The sequence below is a fragment of the Mycobacterium bohemicum DSM 44277 genome (assembly GCF_001053185.1).
Classification (GTDB): domain Bacteria; phylum Actinomycetota; class Actinomycetes; order Mycobacteriales; family Mycobacteriaceae; genus Mycobacterium; species Mycobacterium bohemicum.
The window spans coordinates 98,040-116,314 of the sequence record NZ_CSTD01000006.1 but is presented as its reverse complement, the minus strand read 5'-3'; the positions used below and the strand labels follow the sequence as shown (position 1 = coordinate 116,314).

Below are 18,275 nucleotides of genomic sequence, written 5' to 3'. Positions count from 1 at the left end.
CCCGCAGGTTATCGCGATGCCACCTCGATGATGCCGTGGGCGCCGCGCTCGGCATCGACCATCGCGTGTGACACGAATGGGTATCGGCCGGGCTGGCCGAAGGTCAGTTCGACGAATCCGCCCTGGGCCGGGAACAGGCCGAGCGTTTGGGCGCCGCCTGCGCCCGGGCGGAGGCGGTAGTCGCCCTCGGACCACACGGTGTCGAACTGTCCCCCGACGACGTGGAAGGAGGTGCCGCGGTTCGGTCCGGCAACGAGCACCCAGATGCGGACCCGCTCGCCCACCCGAGCGGTCAGCGGCGCATAGTCGTACTGCCGGGCGTAGCCGTTGAACACCACCAGGTCGGGCTTGTCCGCGGCGACCTTATCCATGTCGGCAGAGCCGCCGGGCGCCCCGAGGTACATCTCCGATTGCACGATCACATACTCGCGGTCGACGCGCGGCAGGTCCGGCGGGTCGATGATCACCGCCCCGAACATGCCGTTGGCGATGTGCAGCGACATCGGCATCGTCGAGCAGTGATACAGCCAGATACCTGCCCGCGTCGCGGTGAACCGGTACACCAGACGCTGGCCGGGTTGGATGGTCCGCATCGGTGTGTCGGGGGCCAGTGCCCCGGCGTGGAAGTCGATTGAATGCCCGGTGCTGCCGTTGTTGATGAGGGTGATCTCGAAGACGTCGCCGACCTTGCCGCGCAACGTGGGGCCGGGTGCGGTGCCGCCGAAAGTCCACAGCCGCTGAGTGATCCCGGGGGAGACTTCCCGTTCGATCTCGCTCACCGGCAGAGTCATGCGGTGATCGGCCGTTGCCGGGGGCAGTGTGGCGTCACGCGGGGTGAAGCCCGGACCCGGGTCGGCGCCGAGGCTGCGGGCGATGTCGCTGGCGGAGATCGGCGCGTCGGCCGCCGGGTTGTTGTGGCCCGGGTGCATGGTGGGCGTGGGCGTGCCGGTCACCCGGACCGAAAATGTCATGCCCATCTGCCGGTGTCCGGCCACCGCGCACCAGCCGTCGAGGCTGGAGCCGATCACTCCGGCGTCGAGGACCGCCGACTCGCCGGGCGCGATCCGGCCGGTGCGGGTGCCGTTGGACAGCACCAGGTCGTGGTGGTCGGTGCCGCCGTTGACTAGGGTGATCCGCAGCCGGTCTCCGGCCGGGACCTCGACCGTGTCGGGCACGAAGTGCATGCCCTCGATTCGGACCGACGCGGTGGTGGTGTGTCCGGTGGCGGCCACGGCGACGCGGGCCATCGCCGGCTCCCTGGGCGCCGGTGCCGCCCGAGTCCGGCGGCAGCGGCGCCGAGCCGTCGCCGCGGCGGTGCCACGTGTGGTTGGCCCGGAGTCGATGGTGTGTCCCGATTCCGGTGTGCCCGCCACACCGCCCGAACCAGTAGCGGAAGGAAGGCCGCGTAGGACACCAGCACCAGCATCGACGCGGCGACCCGCACCAGACTTGGGGTCGGAAGGACGCAGAGCAGCAGTCCGGCGTTGGCGACGGTGAGCCGCCAGGGGGCGCCCCGCTCGAGTTCGGCGCCGGCCGCCAGCGTGGCGGCGCGCCCGCCCATCACGACGGGGGTCAGGTAGGTCAGTGACCCGAGCAGCACCTGCACCAGGAAGCCGGCTAGCACCGCCGCGGTGAGGTCGCCTGCCGCCACCACCGCCGCCGGCCAGGTCGGTGAGGTCGCCAGTGCGACGGCGGCGAAGGCCAGCGATCCGGTCAGCCAGGCCACGCCTGCCAGCACCGACAGGGTCGCGAAGTCGCCGGGCCGTTTGCGGCGGATCTCGTCGAGGTGCGGCCGCAGGACGAACCCGACGGCGCCGAGGTAGCCGACGGCGCCCGCGCCGGTGATCAGCGGTGAGCCCGCCGCCGCACCGGCGGCGGCTACGGCTAGGGCGGTCAGCAGCGCCGGTAGGCCGCGGCGAGCGGCCACCTCGACTCCGGCGGCCATCCGGGTGCGCAGCATCGTTGGCCACAGGGTGACCAGGGTGCCCAGCACGGTGAGCCCTACCCAGCCGAACAGGTTTACCGCCGCATGTGCGATAACGAACCGCTCGTGGATGTCGCCCGGCAGCGCCGAATTCGCCATCGCCACCCCGAGCCCCGCGCCGATCGCCAGGCACGCCGTCGCGGCGACGTAGTAGCGCACGGTGACGCCGAAGCGGGCCGGCAACGCGGTGCGCAGCTGCCGTAGGAGTGTCGCCCCGTGTGCCAGGGCGACGACGCCGACCACGACCCCGCCTACCAGCACGACCGGCCACCACCGGCCGAGCATGCCAACGACCACCGTGACGGCACCGGCGTTGAAGGCCGCGATGCGCAACACTTCCGCGGTCCGTGCCGGGTCCGGCGGCCGGCGCAGCAGCGCATCGGCGAAATGCCGACTCCAGATCAGGATCGCGTTGCTGGCCGCGCCCAGCCCCAGCAGATGGATCAGCAGCCAGCCGGATAGCGGAACGAACCGGTGGGCGACCGCCACGACGAGGAGTGCGGCGAGCCAGGCGAACACGACCGCCCCGGCGCGCAGGTGCCATCCCGAGCGGTTCATGCCGGCACCCGATTGGCTGCGCGCGTCGCCGAATAGCCGGCGACGGCGATGAATCCGAGCACGGCCACGATGTTCAGCACGCCGCCCGCCTGCACGGCCCACTGGACGCCGCGTGCGTCACCAACGGCCAGGCGCAGCAGCAGCGACAGGTGCAACAGCGCCACCGGGCCATACATCAAACAGGTGTAGGGCAGCGGGCGACGCAGCACGGCCGGCAGGATCACGGGTGCGTGCGCCATGATTATCGACAGTACGAATCCCAGCATCACCGCGTGCACTACCGCGTCGTAGCCAGTGCCGAAGCGGACTTGGCCGACCAGCAACCAGGTCAACGCCGGTACCAGTAGCCATCCGTAACCGGCGATCAGGCACACCGCCATGTAGCGGGTCAGGCCCGTTGCCCGCACGGTGTGGCGGGCGACGTCGAACCGGCCCAGCCACACCACCGCCGCCAACAGTGCCCCGCCGAGCAACGGATAGCCGGCCACCGGCCACAGCAACGCGGCGACGGTGCCCGCGACCATCGCCACTGCGACGACTGTGAGCAGCGCCTCGGCCCGGGTGCCGAGCATCGCCACGCGGGCGAGCTCGAGGCGCTCCCCGACGATCGTGAGGATCAGGAATCCCGACAGCCAGGGCAGCAGGTCGGGGATCGGCACACGGCCCAGCCACAACAGCACCGCGCCGGTCGCCAGCACCGCGCCGGCGACCTGGACCAGCACCGCCACGTCGGCGGACCGCCGCCATAGCGACACGTACACCGCAACTAGCATCGCGGATCCGGCGAGCAGCAGCACGCCGCCAAGATTGCGGGGTGCCGGGATAGCCAGCAGCACCGCGCCGGCGCCGAGAAACATCGGGCTTAGGTAGGCCCACCCCCGATGCGCGGCCACGGCTCGTTCCAGCGCAACCACCGTGCCGACGAACCCGAGCACCAGCAGGATGCCGTGCACCTCGGCCAGCCGGGTCGTGATGGTCGGTGCGGGCAGGCCGAGCAGCACCAGTGCCGCGTCGAGTCCGGCCAACAGCGCGAACCCGCCAGGCGCCAACAGCAGTGCCCGGGGCGGGATTCGGCGGTCAGTCGTCATGTCGCACAACGGGATCGGGCAGGAACAGCCGGCAGGCGCCGGGTTCGGCGAACGCAATGAGATCGAGTCCCCGTCGCCTGCGGGCGCCGAGTCGCTCCAGCATTCCCTCGACGATGCCGAGGTGGACCTGGCAGATGACGGTGGGGTAGCGGCGGGCCGCGTCGAGCAACGGGCAACGGCGCAGCGCGATGCCTCGGCGTGCGTCCGGCGTGTCTTCGTCGTCCGGTGCGAAGCCGAGGCGAGTTAGTAGCTCGAGCACGGACTGCCGCGGATCACCGCCAGCTTGGCTGTGCTCGTCGACGAGTTCGCGTCCCCACTCGATGCCGGCGGCGCGCGCGTCGCGCTCCGGGTGGGCGCTGGTGCGCGCCAAATGACCGGCCAGTGCGGTCGCCAGACCCGCGTAATCGCGGACCGCGACGGCGGGGTCGGCGGCCGACGCCCGGTACAAGCTGGCGGGACGTCCCCGTCCGGGTGCGGTCGCGGTGGTGCGCTCGACGAGCCCGAGTCCGGTGACCGCGTCGAGGTGTTCGCGGACGGTGTTGGGGTGCAGATCGAGACCGGCGGCCGCGTCGGCGACCCGGACGGGGGAGTGCGCACGCACGTACTCGAGCACTCGGAGCCGCTGCCCGGACAGCGCCACCGGAACCCCGCGAACCGGCGTCGGTTCGGGGCCCAGGACCGCTGACCCTTTTTTCACGGAAATAACTGTAGTAAATTATGGGTTGATGCACATAGGGCAATGAGTCACATCCGCTCAGCGGAGTTATCGGACTCAACGGAAAGGAACCGAACATGCCGGCCAACGATGTGATCGTCGCGTCCACAGCTGCCGATGCCGAGGCGGTCGAAGCCATCAAGAGTCATCACGCGCAGCTCGCCGGGCAGCTTGCGGTGCTCACCGATGCGATGTTGTGGGCGGTCGAGCGCGGTGCGGACTTCGAGCCGGCGCGAGCCGCCGCCCTGGTCTTCCTGACCGGTGAGCTGCTGCCGCACGCCGCCGCCGAAGAGGAGCGCCTCTACCCGGCCGCCACCCGCACCGAGCGCGCCCGGCCCCTGGTCGAATCGATGATCGCGGTGCACCGCATCATCGGCGCACTCGTCGAGCGCATCCGCATCGAGCCACCGGTGCGCGCGGCCGCGTGCGGCCACGCCCTGCGGGTGTTGTTCGACGCACACCTGACCGACGAGAACGAGCGGATCCTGCCGATCGTGGCCGCCGATCCGGAGGTCTCCCTCGTTGAGGTGACCCACGGCATGCACGAACTCCTCGGTCATCACCACCCCAGCACCGGTGCTGAGCCATCACACACCTGCGGCTGCGGCGAATCCGACACCGACGATCCCGTGCTCGACGTCCGCGAGGTGCCGCACTCGATCCGGCACGCCACCGTGTTCGGCGCGTTCGACGCCGTTCCGGTCGGCGGCGCACTGGTGCTGGTGGCTCACCATGACCCGATTCCCCTGCTGCACCAACTCGACCAACGCGCCTCGGGCCGGCTCGACGTCGACTACGAGCAGCGCGGGCCGGAGGCGTGGCGGCTGCGGCTGACCAAGCGGTAGCCGACTGCAGGCGGCATCGCCGCGGCCACCGGGCTGGCTTCAACCAGCCAGCCGCACCGAAGCGCATTGCCACCGGTGCACAGTGGTGACCATAGCTTTAACTAAACCGGCTCTGTGACAGATGATTTTGACAATTCGGTGTGTCGTGGTCGGTGATGGCACTAGCGTGGGAGCATGCCAGTGCAACCAAAGACCAGCTCGACATCTCGTTGATACCAACGTAATTCGCCGGGACTACGACGAGCTCGCCGCTGAACTCCTCTAGTCTTCGCGGGACAAGGCCGCGCGAGGGCACGCGGTGATGGCCTGCTCGACGAGCGTCTCCTGCTCGACGGGGACGGGCTCGGCGATGACCACGGCGTACTCGTCATCGTCGAGTATGAACACCTCCGGCGCGATATTCACGCAGAAGGCATTGCCCTCACAGCGATCACGGTCTACCACGACGCGCATGAGATCCTCCTTGGGTCCGACTTCACCAGGCCGTTGTACCGACCAAGAGACTGGAACAGTCAACTGGTGTGAAAGTGTCACACAGCTGCGTGCTGGCACACCCATCCATCGGGAGTGCGGCCGGTCTGGATGAACCGGGTCAATTCCGCACTGGTTTGCAGTGGCAGGTCGGTGTCGGCATGCGGATAGATGATCGGCTCCTCTTTGGAATTGTGCTGGTGAAGTTGTTCCATCAGCTGATCACAGGTATCCGCCAGGCGCTGGCGGTCTTTTCCCTCAGCAAGCAGATCGACCAGGGTGTCCATGGTGCGCCACAGCTCGCCATGCTCGCGCAGCATCACGAAGAGCGGCATGACCATCCCGGCCTCCCGGATCGGCGGGAACAGAAACACCTCCTCCAGGTAGATGTGCCGGTGCAGCGCTTCCAACGCCGGGGTCAGAAGCTCGGACTGCACGCTGCCGCAGTCGAGCTTCTCGAGGAAAGCCTCTATCCCACTGTCGATTTCGCGGTGTTCCCGCTTCAGGGCGGCAGACAGCGCCAACCTGGGCATGATGTGCTCCTCTGCGTCAGTCTGTGGGGCGGGGAGATTCGGTCTTGTCGAGCTCGGCATCGACACTGATCTTGGCGCCGGCGAACAATCGCGACACCGGACACAGGGCAGCAGCCTGGTCCACCACGGCCGCGAAGGCCTCGGCGTCCAGCCCGGCCACCTGCGCGCTGACCTTCAGCCGCGACATTGTGATCGTCGGGATTCCGTCGACGGCCTCCAGTATCACGGTGGCTGTGACATCCAGTCGCTGTGGCGGCGTGTGGTTCTCGCCCAACTTCAACGCCAACGCCATCGCGAAACACGACGAATGCGCTGCTGCCGCCAGCTCTTCCGGACTGGTCTTGCCGCCAGGCTGCTCAGTCCGGGAAGCCCAGGTCAACGGCAGGCCATCCAGCGCTCCGCTGCTGCCCTCCGACAGCTTGCCTTCGCCAGACGCCAGCGGGCCTTCCCACGTGATCTGCGTGGCCCGTTCCGCAATGCTCATACTCCTCGACCCCTTATCTGGAACCCGCAATGTTTTTACAGGTACGACTTGTGTAAACTCTAGAACGTCGCCACGCGTGTTGGCTAGAGCGGCTGTCAGGAGTGAGTCATGCGGTCGAAGCGAGCGGTCGATTGCTTACCGGCCCCTTCGGGACTTTCTTTACGGAACGCCGTAAAGACAGGCACTTGTCGACTGACGAACTATCGCAGTGCGATTGCGTAGGTGAGCGGTAGCGATGGCCCGGATCGGTCACGGTTGGCGCAGATGCCTGATATCTGAAACCCCACAGGCGTACCCTGCGAAGGTGTATCCGCCGGACAGCACCGCGGTGTCGCTAGGACATCTGACAGCCGGCGACATCATGACCTCGCCGGTGATCACCGTCACGGTTGACGCATCAACGCAACAGGTAGCTGACACCCTGACGCGGCACCGGGTCAGCGGGGTGCCTGTCGTTGATAGAACTGGCACGTTGTTGGGGCTTGTCAGCGAGCATGACCTGCTCTCCAAAACCGGCGCAGCAGCGGCGGATCTCATGACGACAGCGGTGATCAGTGTGAGCGCGCAGTGTGCCGCAGACGATATCCGCCACCTGCTGGTCGACCGGCGTATCCGCCGGGTTCCGGTGGTGCAGGAGGGTCGCGTGGTCGGGATCGTGAGCCGCCATGACCTGGTGGCCGTGATGGCCACCGAATGGGTCTGCCAGGTATGCGGTGAGCCAGTGCGCGGTGAGCATCCCCCCGGCATGTGTCCGAAGTGTCAGGCAACGAGCGAGCAGTTCGTGCTGCAGGAGCAACCCCCCGGTGCCTAAGCGGGTGTCTGGCCGGACAACCCCGTTTGCGTGATATCACCGAAGCAGGAGGGCAATGACAATCCCGCCCACGCCAAGCCCCAGACCCGAATCCGCTGCACTCGGCGGATTGCTGGCCGAGGAACCCGCGGAGACACTGCGCGGCTACTACCGGCAGATGGCGCTGATCCGGGCATTCGAGTCGCGGGCAGCGGAGATGTATCAGCGGGCGAAAGTCGGTGGGTACTGCCACCTCAATGTGGGCGAGGAAGCCACCGTGGTCGGCCTGATGGCGGCGCTCGAGTCCCGCGACTACCTGTTTGCGACCTATCGCGATCACGGCTATGCCCTTGCCCGCGGGCTCGAGCCTGGCCGTGTCATGGCGGAGCTTTTCGGCAAGGCCACTGGTGTGTCCGGGGGCCGTGGCGGCTCGATGCATCTGTTCGACCGCAAGCTGCACCTGCTTGGGGGATACGGCATCGTCGGCGGTCAGATCCCGCCGGCCACCGGTGCGGCACTGGCGCTCACCTATCGCGGAAGCCCCGGTCCCGGCGCGCAGGCGGTGATGTGTGTGCTTGGCGATGGGAGCACCAACATCGGCGCGTTTCACGAGTCCCTCAACCTGGCCGGGCTGTGGCATTTGCCGATCGTGTACGTGATCGTCAACAACGGCTTGGGTATGGGGACCCCGGTGGAAAAAGCGGCGGCAGAACCCGACCTGTACAAGCGGGGCTGTTCCTACCGGATCCCCGGGGAACGGGTTGACGGTGACGACGTACTCGCGGTGCGTGATGCGGCCAGGGCTGCGTTATCGCGCGCCCGGACCGAGCGTCAGCCCGGCCTAATCGAGGCAGTGTGCCAGCGGCTGCGCGGCCACTCGGTGGTGGATCCAGACAAGTACCGCTCCCGCGACGAGGTTGCGCGACTGCGCGCGCTCGATCCCGTTCCAGCGTTTCGTCGGCGCTTGGTCGATGCCGGCATCCTCGACGACAAGGCGGCTCAGCACATCGACGAACAGGCCGAGGCGCAGATCGACGCCGCCGTGGATTTCGCCGATGCCAGCCCCGACCCCAGTGCCGATCAGCTCTTCGACTACGTCTATGCCACGGCGGTTGCCAATGCGCCACACCAACTGCCCGGCGATCCGGTGATCGCGCTCTCGCTGGGGCAGCCATGACCGTGATGACCTATCGGCAAGCCCTGCACGACACGCTGCGCGCTGAACTGCTGCGCGACGAGTCGGTATTTCTCATCGGCGAGGAGATCGGTGTCTTCGAAGGCTCCTACAAGATCACCGCCGGGCTCTTAACCGAATTCGGGCCCACCCGGGTGGTTGACACACCGATCTGCGAGGGAGGATTCGTCGGTGCTGCGATCGGCGCAGCGATGCTGGGCATGCGACCGATCGTGGAGATCATGACGATCAACTTCAGCCTTTTGGCTATCGACCAGATCGTCAATCACGCCGCCAAGATGCACGCGATGTTCGCGGGCCAGGTGTCGGTGCCACTGGTGATCCGCACCCCGGGGGGTGGCGGACAGCAGCTGGCGGCGACACACTCGCAGAACCTGGAGGTGTGGTATGCGCACGTGCCCGGGATGAAAGTCGTCACCCCCGCCACCCCGGCAGATGCCAAGGCGCTGCTTACCGCCGCCGTCCGCGACGACGACCCGGTGCTGTTTTTAGAGAATCTGGCGCTGTACAACACCAGGGGCGAGGTTCCCGACGGCGAGCAGATCGGTCGGATCGGGGTGGCTTCGATTGCCAAGCCGGGAACCGACCTGACGGTCGTCGCCTACTCGCGCTCGACGGTGATCGCTTTGGACGTCGCCCGCCAGTTCGAGGCCGACGGCGTGTCGATCGAGGTGGTCGATCTGCGGAGTTTGCGGCCGCTGGACCGCGAGACGATCTGCGCGTCGGTGCGCAAGACCAGCAGGGCCGTCATCCTCGAAGACGACTGGCTTAGCTACGGGGTCGGCGCTGAGATCGCGGCAACAATCGCCGAGGGCGCATTTGACTATCTCGATGCCCCGATCCGCCGGGTCGCTGCCGCCGAAGTCCCACTGCCCTATGCCAAGCCGCTCGAGCTGGCGGCCCTTCCCGACGCCGCCGACCTGACCAAGGTCATCGGTGAGGTTCTCGACGCCAGCCGGTTCGCCTACTGAGAGGACCGTTGATGCCAGATGTGCTGATGCCGCGGTTGTCGGACACCATGACCGAAGGTGTTGTCGGGCAATGGCTCAAGCACGAAGGCGACATCGTCCGGCGTGGCGACACACTCGCCGAAATCGAGACCGACAAGGCCACCATGGAGCTCGAAGCCTACGACAGCGGGGTGCTGACCCGAATAATCGCTCCCGAAGGCAGTACGGTGCCCATCGGCCAGCCCATCGCCGTCATCGATGATCAGACCGGCGGCGCCGAACCTGGTGGCGGCCAAGTGGTCTCCACCGCTCCAACCGATGGCGCCGCAGCTGCCGTTGCACCTACACCCGCATCCCCTGCGGCACCCCCCGAAGCCGGCCCCACCCAAACACCCATGGCCGCCGCGGCGGTGCGTGCCACTCCACTAGTGCGCAAGCTGGCACACGAACACGGAATCGATCTGGCCAGCGTCAAAGGTACCGGCCCCAGCGGACGTATCGTGCGCGCCGACATCGAAGGCGCCGTAAGCCAGACCACTACCTCAACGCCGGCTTCATCGGCTACGGTCCCGGCGACTCCCAAAGCCAGACCGGCACCGGCTACCGCCGAAGGCGACGAACAAGTACCGCTCTCGTCGATACGCCGAATCACGGCACAGCGGCTCACCGAAAGCGCTGCGGCACCGCACTTTTACCTCACCACGGTCGCCGACGTCGACGCGCTGCAGAAGCTGCGCGCCGAGCTCAACGCGGAGTTGTTCGACGGCGGACCGAAAATCAGCATCACCGATCTGCTGATTCGGGCCTGTGCCGTAGCCCTACGTAGCCACATCCACGTCAATTCGTCGTGGGGCGGTGACCACCTCATCCAGCACCGCCAAGTGAACATCGGCTGCGCCGTCGCTACCGACAACGGGCTGCTGGTACCCGTTGTCCGCGACGCGGACCGTAAAAGCCTCACCGAGATTGCCGGCGAGGCCCATACCCTCATCGAACGGGCACGAGCTGGCAGGCTCACACCCGACGAATTGACCGGCAGCACATTCACGATCAGCAACCTCGGGATGTACGGCATCGACCACTTCACCGCCGTCATCAACCCACCCGAGGCCGCAGTCCTCGCCGTCGGCGCAGTGCAGCAAGAGGCCGTCGTCCGCGACGGTCAACTCAGCGCGGCCACCACATTGAAGCTCACCCTGTCCATCGACCACCGCGTGCTCGACGGTGCGACGGCCGCGGAATTCCTACAGGCCCTGGTGCACATCCTCGAACACCCGCTGCGCATCATGGCGTGAGGGGCTGTCAGGGGCGGTAGGTGTGCGCCGGGTGCCTCCGGTTAACCGTGAAGCCGGTTGGCGATCACCTCGCGTGGCAGCTGCCGGGGGCTCGGATAGGCCACGATTACGCGTCCACCATCGGGATCACAACCCTCGACAAAAGTCACCCCGCCTTCTACGTAGGAAAACGCGGCGACATCGTAGGCCCGCAGACGCTGCATGATCCGATCCAGATCGGCCTGGCTGTCGGTGGCCCACATCAGGTATTGAACACCGATCGTGGCAGCACCACGACGCCGTACGCGGTTATCGCCGCGCAGATAGAGTTGAAAACCGTTGGGCGTCAACAGCAGTGCCATATCGGGCTCATGGATGAGCACGCGGCACGAGAACACATCACAGTAAAACTTCAGCGATTGGTCCAAGTTCGACACCCGGATAACACACGATGCGACATCCACGGCGGGGCCGGCCTGCGGGCCGGTGCTTTCGCTGACCATAGCGTGATTTAGCCTCCTAATCTCGAGGACGTTCAGGTAGCCACAGACACGTCGGCCAGCCGCCGGCGGATCGTGATTGCCAGCCGATTCCACACGCTGATCGTCGCTGGGGACTGGAACGGGTCGACGATTCCAGGCTCGTCAAAGTACCTGGTCACATCGTTCCAGACTTGCACGGGGGACGCCGGCGTCGCCGATGCGGGTGACCGCCGCGGACAAGGCGAGCGCGGCCCGCTCGACATCAGTGAACAGCTCGGGAGCTTCCCGCCACGCGCACCAGCCATTGAGACGTCGCTGGTCCTTACCGGCTTAGCGGGCGTCGCGGTCGTGCATGCCTGGACAGAAGGCACCCCGCTGAGCTGCGAGGCGCGGACGTTGACCGATTCGTACGGTCGTGGATCCAGCCCGCCAGCGCAGACATAGGCCTGCGTCGCCAAGACAGCCTGGCGTGTTTTCGGGTCGACCCGGTCGACGTCGAGACGCTGATGCCCGGTCGCCATGTTCTTGTCTCCCTGGTTATTTAGCGAGCTCCTCGAGGGCCAGCGTGGCATGGGCGTAGGCGGCGCCGGCGCGCATCTCGGTGGCGACCCAGATGGCCTCCATGATCTCTTGGTCGCTGTTACCTTTCCGGCGAGCGAGCCGGGTGTGGCCGCGAATGCAGTAAGGGCATTGGGTGCTGTGCGCGACCGCGACCGCGATGAGCTGTTTGGTCTTCTCCGGTAAGGCCCCCTCGGCGAACACCGCCTGGCTGAATGCCTCAAACGCGTCGTGGGTGTGCGGGACGAGTTCCTTGCGGAGTTTGTGGATCTCCGGGGTGGTGGGGTGGTACATGGTCTCGGTCGTGGCGTCCTTACCTTTCTGTCTGGGACTGCGTCGTCAGGATGCGTTGAGCACTCGCTTCGCGGCGACGACGATGTGGGGTGCGCCGATGCCAGCAACACCGCCATCAGGTCCGCAACCGACATCGGCGAACTTGCGTGGCCCGACCCGGCGGCGGTACTACTCGAAATGGAGTCGACCCGAAGCTGGGCGATCATCACCTGAAGCGCGGCGGTGTCGCTGGCCGTCGTCATGTCATGCGCTCGCGGTCATTGCTCAGGGCGTCCGCGAGTTGGTTGGCGAGGTGATCCCAAGCGGCGTCGAACTTTTCAATCCCGTCGTCCTCGAGGTGGGTGACCACGTCGTCGTAGTCGATTCCGATCGCCGCCAATCGGTCGAGCACATCCTATGCGCCCGCGTAGTGGTCCCGGACTGAAGCGGCAGGAATCACTGCGTGGTCGGCGACCGCGCGCAGCGTTGCCTGCGGCATGGTGATGACCACCCCCGGGGCGACGAGCTCGACGACGTAACCGGTATCGGAGTAGGCCGGGTCCTTTGTCGAGGTCGACGCCCAGAACGGGCGTTGCGGTCGCGCGCCGGTCGCCTGCAGCGCCTGCCACCGGCCTGTCGCGATCACCTGCTCGTAGCGCTGGTAGGCCAGCTGTGCATTGGCGATAGCGGCCTTGCCGTGCAGCGCCGCGGCTTCGTCGGTGCCTATTTTGTCCAGCCGGGTGTCGACTTCGGTGTCCACCCGTGAGACGAAAAACGAAGCAACCGAGACGATGTCGTGCAAGTTCCGACCAGCTCGCCGGGCTTGCTCCATGCCGTCCAGAAATGCCGTCATCACCTGCTGGTAGCGATCGAGGGAAAAGATTGAGCGTGACGTTGATGCTGATTCCCTCCACCAGGCATGCGGTGATCGCCGGCAGGCCCTGGCGGGCGGAAGGGATCTTGATGAACAGGTTGGGCCGATCGACCGACCACCACAGCGCACGGGCCTCGGCGATCGTTGCTGCGGTGTCATGGGCCAGACGGGAATCCACTTCGATCGACACCCGGCCGTCGACGCCGTCGGTCGCGTCGTACACCGGCCGCAGCACGTCGCAGGCCCAGCGGACGTCGAATGTGGTCAGCGCGCGCAGTGCCTCACCCGCGTGGACGCCGCATGCGGTCAGGTCCTGTATCTGCGGGTGGTAGGCGGTGGTCTGTCCGATCGCTTTGGCGAAGATGGACGGGTTGGTCGTCACTCCGCTGACGTGCTGCTGGTCGATCATGGCGGCGAGGCTGCCGGAGGTCAGCCGCTCCCGGCTTAGATCATCTAGCCAGATGGACACCCCGGCGTCGCTTAGTGCTGTCAATGCATTAGCCATGAGATACCCCGCGCCTGGTCATGGTGTACCGCCAGTGTGAACCCGATCCTGGGCGGGTGACCAGCGAATCATGGCCGATCGAGTCGGGTAGCTTCGACACGGGGCCGGTATGCGCGCGGCGACTGGTGCGGCCAGGTTCATCGGAGAACCTGCGGTGCCGAGCTGGGTGGCAGGCTCGCCGCGAGCGTGCTGGCCTGGTCTGCGGACAGGTAGCCAACCTGCTCACAGGGGCCGGTAGGCGCAGTGTCGAGCAGGCCGACCCGCACGAAGTCCTCGCCGAGGCCGGCATGGATTAGCCAGTCGGCGCCGGCTTTGGCGCGGCTGCGCAGGGAGGGCAGGGCCGCAAGGTGGTAGCCGCGGGTGACCAGTTGCGCGGGCAACCCGGTGAGGTTGCGGCCCAGGGGGCGGGCCACCGAGCGCATGCCGCCGAGGTCGACGACTAGTCCGAGGTCGCGGTGCCGGTAGGCGCGCAAAGGCTCACCGCGCAGCGACGCAAGGATATTGCGGGCCAGTGTAATTCCTTGCCGTTGGGCGTGCTGCGCGGTCGGGGGTGTGACTGCGCCTTCTGGTTTGGTCAGGTCTGGAACGGCCGCGGCATCGCCGGCGGCGAACACGTCTGGTCGCTGCGCGGTGTGCAGCTCGGGCGTCACAATCAGCCGGCCGGCGCGGCCGGTGTCGAGCCCGAGTGTGCCGAGCAGTGGGTTCGCGGTGATGCCCGCGGTCCAGATCAGCGTTCGGCATGCGATTACCTGCCCGTCGGACAGCTGCACACACTCGTTGTCGACCCGGGTAATGCTGGTCTTAAGCCGGACGTCGATGCCTTGCTGGCGTAACACACGCAGCGCATGTTCGCCGAGCTGCTCCCCGAGCTCGGGCAGCACGCGCGGAGCGACGTCGGCGAGGATCCAGCGCACGTCGCCAGGCCGCAGGTTGATGAACCGGCGCACCGCATGGCGAGTGAATGCGCGCAGGGTGGCCGCCGTCTCAGCGCCGGCGTAACCGGCCCCGACGACCACGAAGGTGCAGTGGGCGGCGCGGCGGTGTTCGTCATCGACGATGTTGGCCAGTTCCAGTTCGGCGAGCACGTGATCGTGCAGATAGCTCGCCTCCGCCAGGCTCTTCATACCGCGCCCGTACCGGTCGAGGCCGGGTATGGCGAAGGTGCGGGTTATCGCGCCGGGGCAGAGCACCAGCCGATCCCAGTGCACGGCGTGTTCGCAGCCGTCGATGCTGTGGGCGATACAGACCCGATCAGCCAGGTCCACGCCCACGATCCGACAGGGAGCCCGCAAGGTGTGGCGCAGGGTGCGGCGCAGCGAGACGGCGATGTCGGCGGGTTGGAGAATGCCGGCCGCGACGTGCGGTAGCAGCGGGCTGTACAGCATGTAGTCCGTGGGGCTGGCCATCGTTACCCTGGCCTCGCCGGGCCGCATGCGGCGTTCGAGTTCGCGGGCACAATGAAAGCCGGCGAATCCGGCACCGACGATCAGGACGTGGGGCACGGCGGTGCCTGCCGAGGAAAGGTTTCGGTGGCCGGGCAACAGACGCATCATCGCCTCCCGGACGGCTGGGCCGGCACCGTCACCTGGCCGATGCGGGCGGGTTGCATCGTCGAGGCGATCGCGCCGGGGCACGCGTGATCATCCGAAGCCCTGTCCGGCATGTCTTTGGCTCCTTGCCCGCGACGATGCGCAAACTGCCTGCCGTGGTACGGCAGAGTGGGCATCGTTGGTGCCAGCCACAGCTCCGCAATGGCGGGAATGACCTCCCGGTTGCTCACCACTCGGTGCTGGCACTCCCCCCAGGACGTCTCCGCTGGCATATCGTCGCCTCGACGCTGTCAAGACGGCTCGATGGAGCGTCTGGTGCCGAGCAGTTGGCGCAGGACGTAGGGCAGGATGCCGCCGTGTCGGTAGTAGTCGGCCTCGCCGGGGGTGTCGATGCGTACCACGGCGTCGAACTCGACCTCACCTGCTTTGACGTGGACGGTGTCGGGGATTTTGTCGTTGAGCGCGTCGACACCGGTGATGTCGACGGTCTCTTCACCGGTGAGGCCCAGCAAGTCCGCGCTCTGCCCGTCCGGAAATTGCAGGGGCAGGACGCCCATGCCGATCAGGTTGGAGCGGTGGATCCGTTCGTAGGACTCGGCGATCACGGCACGCACACCGAGCAGGGCGGTGCCCTTGGCGGCCCAGTCGCGCGATGAGCCGGAGCCGTACTCCTTGCCAGCGAGCATCACCAGTGGTGTATCGGCGTCAAGGTAATTCACTGCCGCGTCGTAGATCGTTTCCATCGGACCGCCGGGTTGGGTGAAGTCGCGTGTCCACCCGCCTTCGGTACCCGGGGCGAGTTGGTTGCGCAGCCGGATGTTGGCGAATGTGCCGCGGATCATCACCTCGTGGTTGCCGCGCCGCGAGCCGTAGGAGTTGAAGTCCTTGCGTTGGATTCCGTGCTCGGTGAGGTAGTTGCCAGCGGGCGAGTCGGCCTTGATCGACCCGGCCGGGCTGATGTGATCAGTGGTGACCGAGTCACCCAGCTTGGCGAGTACGCGCGCACCGGTGATGTCGGTGACCGGCTCGGGTTCGCGGCCCATCCCGTCGAAGTACGGCGGCTTGCGCACATAGGTCGACCCGAGATCCCACTGGAACGTGTTGGTGTCGGGGACCGGTAGCGAGCACCAGCGGTCGTCGCCCGTATAGACGTCGGCGTAGTCCTTGCTGAACATCCCGGCCTCAATACAGTTGTCGATCACCTGCGTGATCTCGGCGGTCGATGGCCAGAGGTCGCGCAGGTGGACCGGTTGTCCGTCGCTGCCGGTGCCCAGCGGGTCGCGAAGCAGGTCCACATGCAGAGTGCCGGCCAATGCGTACGCGACTACCAGGGGTGGCGAGGCAAGGAAGTTCATCTTGCACTCCGGATGGATGCGCCCCTCGAAGTTGCGGTTTCCCGACAACACCGAGCAGACGATCAGGTCGTTGTCGGTCACCGCCTGGCTCACCTCGGGAATCAGTGGTCCGGAGTTGCCGATGCAGGTGGTGCAGCCATAGCCCACCAGGTTGAAGCCGAGCTTGTCCAAATACGGTGTCAGCCCGGCTCGCTCGTAGTAGTCGGTGACCACGCGGGACCCAGGGGCCAGCGAGGTCTTGACCCACGGTTTGCGGGTCAGCCCTTTTTCCACCGCCTTTTTCGCTAGCAGCGCTGCGCCTACCATCACCGACGGGTTGGAAGTGTTGGTGCAGGAGGTGATCGCGGCGATCACCACATGCCCGTTGTCGACGCTGACCGGATCTCCATCCAAGCTGATCTCGACCGGATTCCGTGGCCAGTTGGACCCGTCACCGTTGGTTTGCGGCGCGTGCGGGAGGTCGCCGGGGCGGTCGCGGCTCACCGCGATCGGATCGCTCGCGGGAAACGACTCCGCGGATGCCTCGTCCAGGCCGATTTCCACCGCTTCGGCGTAGGTCTGACCGGACAGCAGCGCGGCGATGGCTTGGGGAGCGACACGTAGGGGGATGCGGTCTTGCGGCCGCTTGGGCCCGGCGACCGACGGCTCCACCGTGCTCAGGTCTAGTTCGATCGTCTGCGAGAACGTCGGCTCGTGGCCGGTCTCATGCCACAGGCCCTGCTCCTTGGCGTAGGCCTCCACCAACCGGATCCGGGGTTCGGGGCGCCCGGTCAACCGCAGGTAGTCCAGCGTGACGTCATCGATCGGGAAAATCGCGCAGGTGGCCCCGTACTCAGGGCTCATGTTGCCGATGGTGGCCCGGTTGGCCAGCGGTACGTTGGCCACCCCGGGGCCGTAGAACTCGACGAACTTGCCGACCACACCCGTACGACGCAACAGCTCGGCCACGGTCAGCACCAAGTCGGTCGCGGTGGTACCGGGCGGCAGCTCGCCGGTCAGCTTCAGACCCAACACCTGCGGAATCAGCATGCTCATCGGCTGGCCGAGCATGGCCGCCTCGGCTTCGATACCACCCACACCCCAGCCCAGCACGCCCAACCCGTTGACCATCGGGGTATGCGAGTCGGTACCGACCAGCGTGTCCGGGTATGCCAGCGTTCCTTCTGCGCTGTCGCGGGCGAACACCACCCGAGACAGGTATTCGAGATTTACCTGGTGGCAGATCCCGGTGTCCGGGGGAACCACACTGAAGTCCGCAAATGCCTGCTGGGCCCAACGCAGCAATTGGTAGCGCTCGGCGTTGCGCTCGAACTCCAGCTCGGCATTGACACGGAACGCATCTGAGCGCCCGAAGACGTCGGCGATCACCGAGTGGTCGATCACCAACTCGGTCGGGCACAGCGGGTTGATGCGCTTGGTGTCCCCGCCGAGTTCGGCGATGGCATCGCGCATCGCGACCAGATCCACCACACATGGCACCCCGGTGAAGTCCTGCATCAGCACCCGCGCGGGGGTAAACGCCACCTCCCGGCCATGGTCGGCGGTTGGATCCCAGGCGGCCAGTGCACTGACCTGCTCGGCGGTGACCAGTCGCCCATCCTCATTGCGGAGCAGGTTCTCCAGCAAGACCTTCAGGCTGTACGGCAACCGGGCTGCGCCGTCGATCCGTGCCAGGCGGTGGATGATGTACGTCTCGTCGTCGACCGTGAGCTGATCCTGGGTTCCAAAGCTGTTCGATGCCATCGCATTCACCTCACCGGTTGTAAGCGAGTCCTTCACCAACGTAGTCAG

At 66.7% G+C, this 18,275-nt stretch carries 14 protein-coding genes and 2 pseudogenes; 5 read left to right on the top strand and 11 right to left on the bottom strand.

Annotation, left to right across the window (positions count from 1 at the left end):
- Nucleotides 1-8: 8 nt before the first annotated feature.
- The 3 genes and pseudogenes from BN971_RS26790 to BN971_RS22325 all read right to left on the bottom strand — a co-directional run bounded on the left by BN971_RS26790 (nucleotide 9) and on the right by BN971_RS22325 (nucleotide 4,327).
- Nucleotides 9-2,542 (bottom strand): annotated as a pseudogene (locus BN971_RS26790) (multicopper oxidase domain-containing protein).
- On the bottom strand, nucleotides 2,539-3,630 hold the full coding sequence (locus BN971_RS22330; RefSeq protein ID WP_085180586.1) for a hypothetical protein: 1,092 nt from the start codon (nucleotides 3,628-3,630) through the stop codon (nucleotides 2,539-2,541). The pseudogene BN971_RS26790 and the gene BN971_RS22330 overlap by 4 nt, the downstream one beginning before the upstream one ends.
- Complete coding sequence (locus BN971_RS22325; protein ID WP_085180587.1) at nucleotides 3,620-4,327, bottom strand: helix-turn-helix transcriptional regulator; 708 nt, start codon at nucleotides 4,325-4,327, stop codon at nucleotides 3,620-3,622. The genes BN971_RS22330 and BN971_RS22325 overlap by 11 nt, the downstream gene beginning before the upstream one ends.
- Before the next feature lie 95 nt (nucleotides 4,328-4,422).
- On the opposite strand from BN971_RS22325, the gene BN971_RS22320 reads away from it, so the two are divergent.
- Nucleotides 4,423-5,190: a DUF2249 domain-containing protein gene (locus BN971_RS22320; protein ID WP_085180588.1), complete on the top strand. Its 768-nt coding sequence runs from the start codon at nucleotides 4,423-4,425 to the stop codon at nucleotides 5,188-5,190.
- 261 nt (nucleotides 5,191-5,451) lie between these two features.
- Here the strand turns inward: BN971_RS22320 and BN971_RS22315 are convergent, their stop codons facing one another.
- The 3 genes from BN971_RS22315 to BN971_RS22305 all read right to left on the bottom strand — a co-directional run bounded on the left by BN971_RS22315 (nucleotide 5,452) and on the right by BN971_RS22305 (nucleotide 6,678).
- A complete protein-coding gene (locus BN971_RS22315; RefSeq protein ID WP_085180589.1) occupies nucleotides 5,452-5,643 on the bottom strand; it encodes a ferredoxin in 192 nt (63 codons plus the stop codon).
- Nucleotides 5,644-5,720: 77 nt separating this feature from the next.
- On the bottom strand, nucleotides 5,721-6,194 hold the full coding sequence (locus BN971_RS22310) for a hemerythrin domain-containing protein (protein WP_085180590.1): 474 nt from the start codon (nucleotides 6,192-6,194) through the stop codon (nucleotides 5,721-5,723).
- A gap of 16 nt (nucleotides 6,195-6,210) precedes the next feature.
- Complete coding sequence (locus BN971_RS22305) at nucleotides 6,211-6,678, bottom strand: OsmC family peroxiredoxin (protein ID WP_085180591.1); 468 nt, start codon at nucleotides 6,676-6,678, stop codon at nucleotides 6,211-6,213.
- A 304-nt stretch (nucleotides 6,679-6,982) separates the two neighbouring features.
- Between BN971_RS22305 and BN971_RS22300 the strand changes: the two genes are divergently transcribed.
- From BN971_RS22300 to BN971_RS22285, 4 genes are read left to right on the top strand one after another with little or no spacing between them, the layout of a single operon-like run.
- Entirely contained in the window at nucleotides 6,983-7,489 is a 507-nt protein-coding gene (locus tag BN971_RS22300; protein WP_211279797.1) for a CBS domain-containing protein, read from the top strand.
- Between the two features lie 55 nt (nucleotides 7,490-7,544).
- Nucleotides 7,545-8,645, top strand: a complete 1,101-nt coding sequence (gene pdhA / locus BN971_RS22295) for a pyruvate dehydrogenase (acetyl-transferring) E1 component subunit alpha (RefSeq protein ID WP_085180592.1) — start codon at nucleotides 7,545-7,547, stop codon at nucleotides 8,643-8,645.
- A 5-nt stretch (nucleotides 8,646-8,650) separates the two neighbouring features.
- Nucleotides 8,651-9,634, top strand: a complete 984-nt coding sequence (locus BN971_RS22290) for an alpha-ketoacid dehydrogenase subunit beta (RefSeq protein ID WP_211279803.1) — start codon at nucleotides 8,651-8,653, stop codon at nucleotides 9,632-9,634.
- Between the two features lie 11 nt (nucleotides 9,635-9,645).
- A complete protein-coding gene (locus BN971_RS22285) occupies nucleotides 9,646-10,908 on the top strand; it encodes a dihydrolipoamide acetyltransferase family protein (protein ID WP_170322218.1) in 1,263 nt (420 codons plus the stop codon).
- A 41-nt stretch (nucleotides 10,909-10,949) separates the two neighbouring features.
- On the opposite strand, the gene BN971_RS22280 is transcribed toward BN971_RS22285, so the two are convergent.
- The 5 genes and pseudogenes from BN971_RS22280 to acnA form a co-directional block, all read right to left on the bottom strand.
- Complete coding sequence (locus BN971_RS22280; protein WP_085180594.1) at nucleotides 10,950-11,390, bottom strand: VOC family protein; 441 nt, start codon at nucleotides 11,388-11,390, stop codon at nucleotides 10,950-10,952.
- A 516-nt stretch (nucleotides 11,391-11,906) separates the two neighbouring features.
- Nucleotides 11,907-12,221, bottom strand: coding sequence for a carboxymuconolactone decarboxylase family protein (locus tag BN971_RS22270; RefSeq protein WP_085180595.1), 315 nt, complete (start codon nucleotides 12,219-12,221; stop codon nucleotides 11,907-11,909).
- Nucleotides 12,222-12,459: 238 nt separating this feature from the next.
- A pseudogene (gene tal, locus BN971_RS22265) lies at nucleotides 12,460-13,579 on the bottom strand (transaldolase).
- Between the two features lie 137 nt (nucleotides 13,580-13,716).
- Nucleotides 13,717-15,213 carry an NAD(P)/FAD-dependent oxidoreductase gene (locus tag BN971_RS22260; RefSeq protein WP_211704236.1) on the bottom strand — a complete coding sequence of 499 codons (1,497 nt, stop codon included), beginning with the start codon at nucleotides 15,211-15,213 and terminating at the stop codon, nucleotides 13,717-13,719.
- A 206-nt stretch (nucleotides 15,214-15,419) separates the two neighbouring features.
- Nucleotides 15,420-18,227, bottom strand: coding sequence for an aconitate hydratase AcnA (gene acnA / locus BN971_RS22250; protein ID WP_085180598.1), 2,808 nt, complete (start codon nucleotides 18,225-18,227; stop codon nucleotides 15,420-15,422).
- Nucleotides 18,228-18,275: the final 48 nt, after the last annotated feature.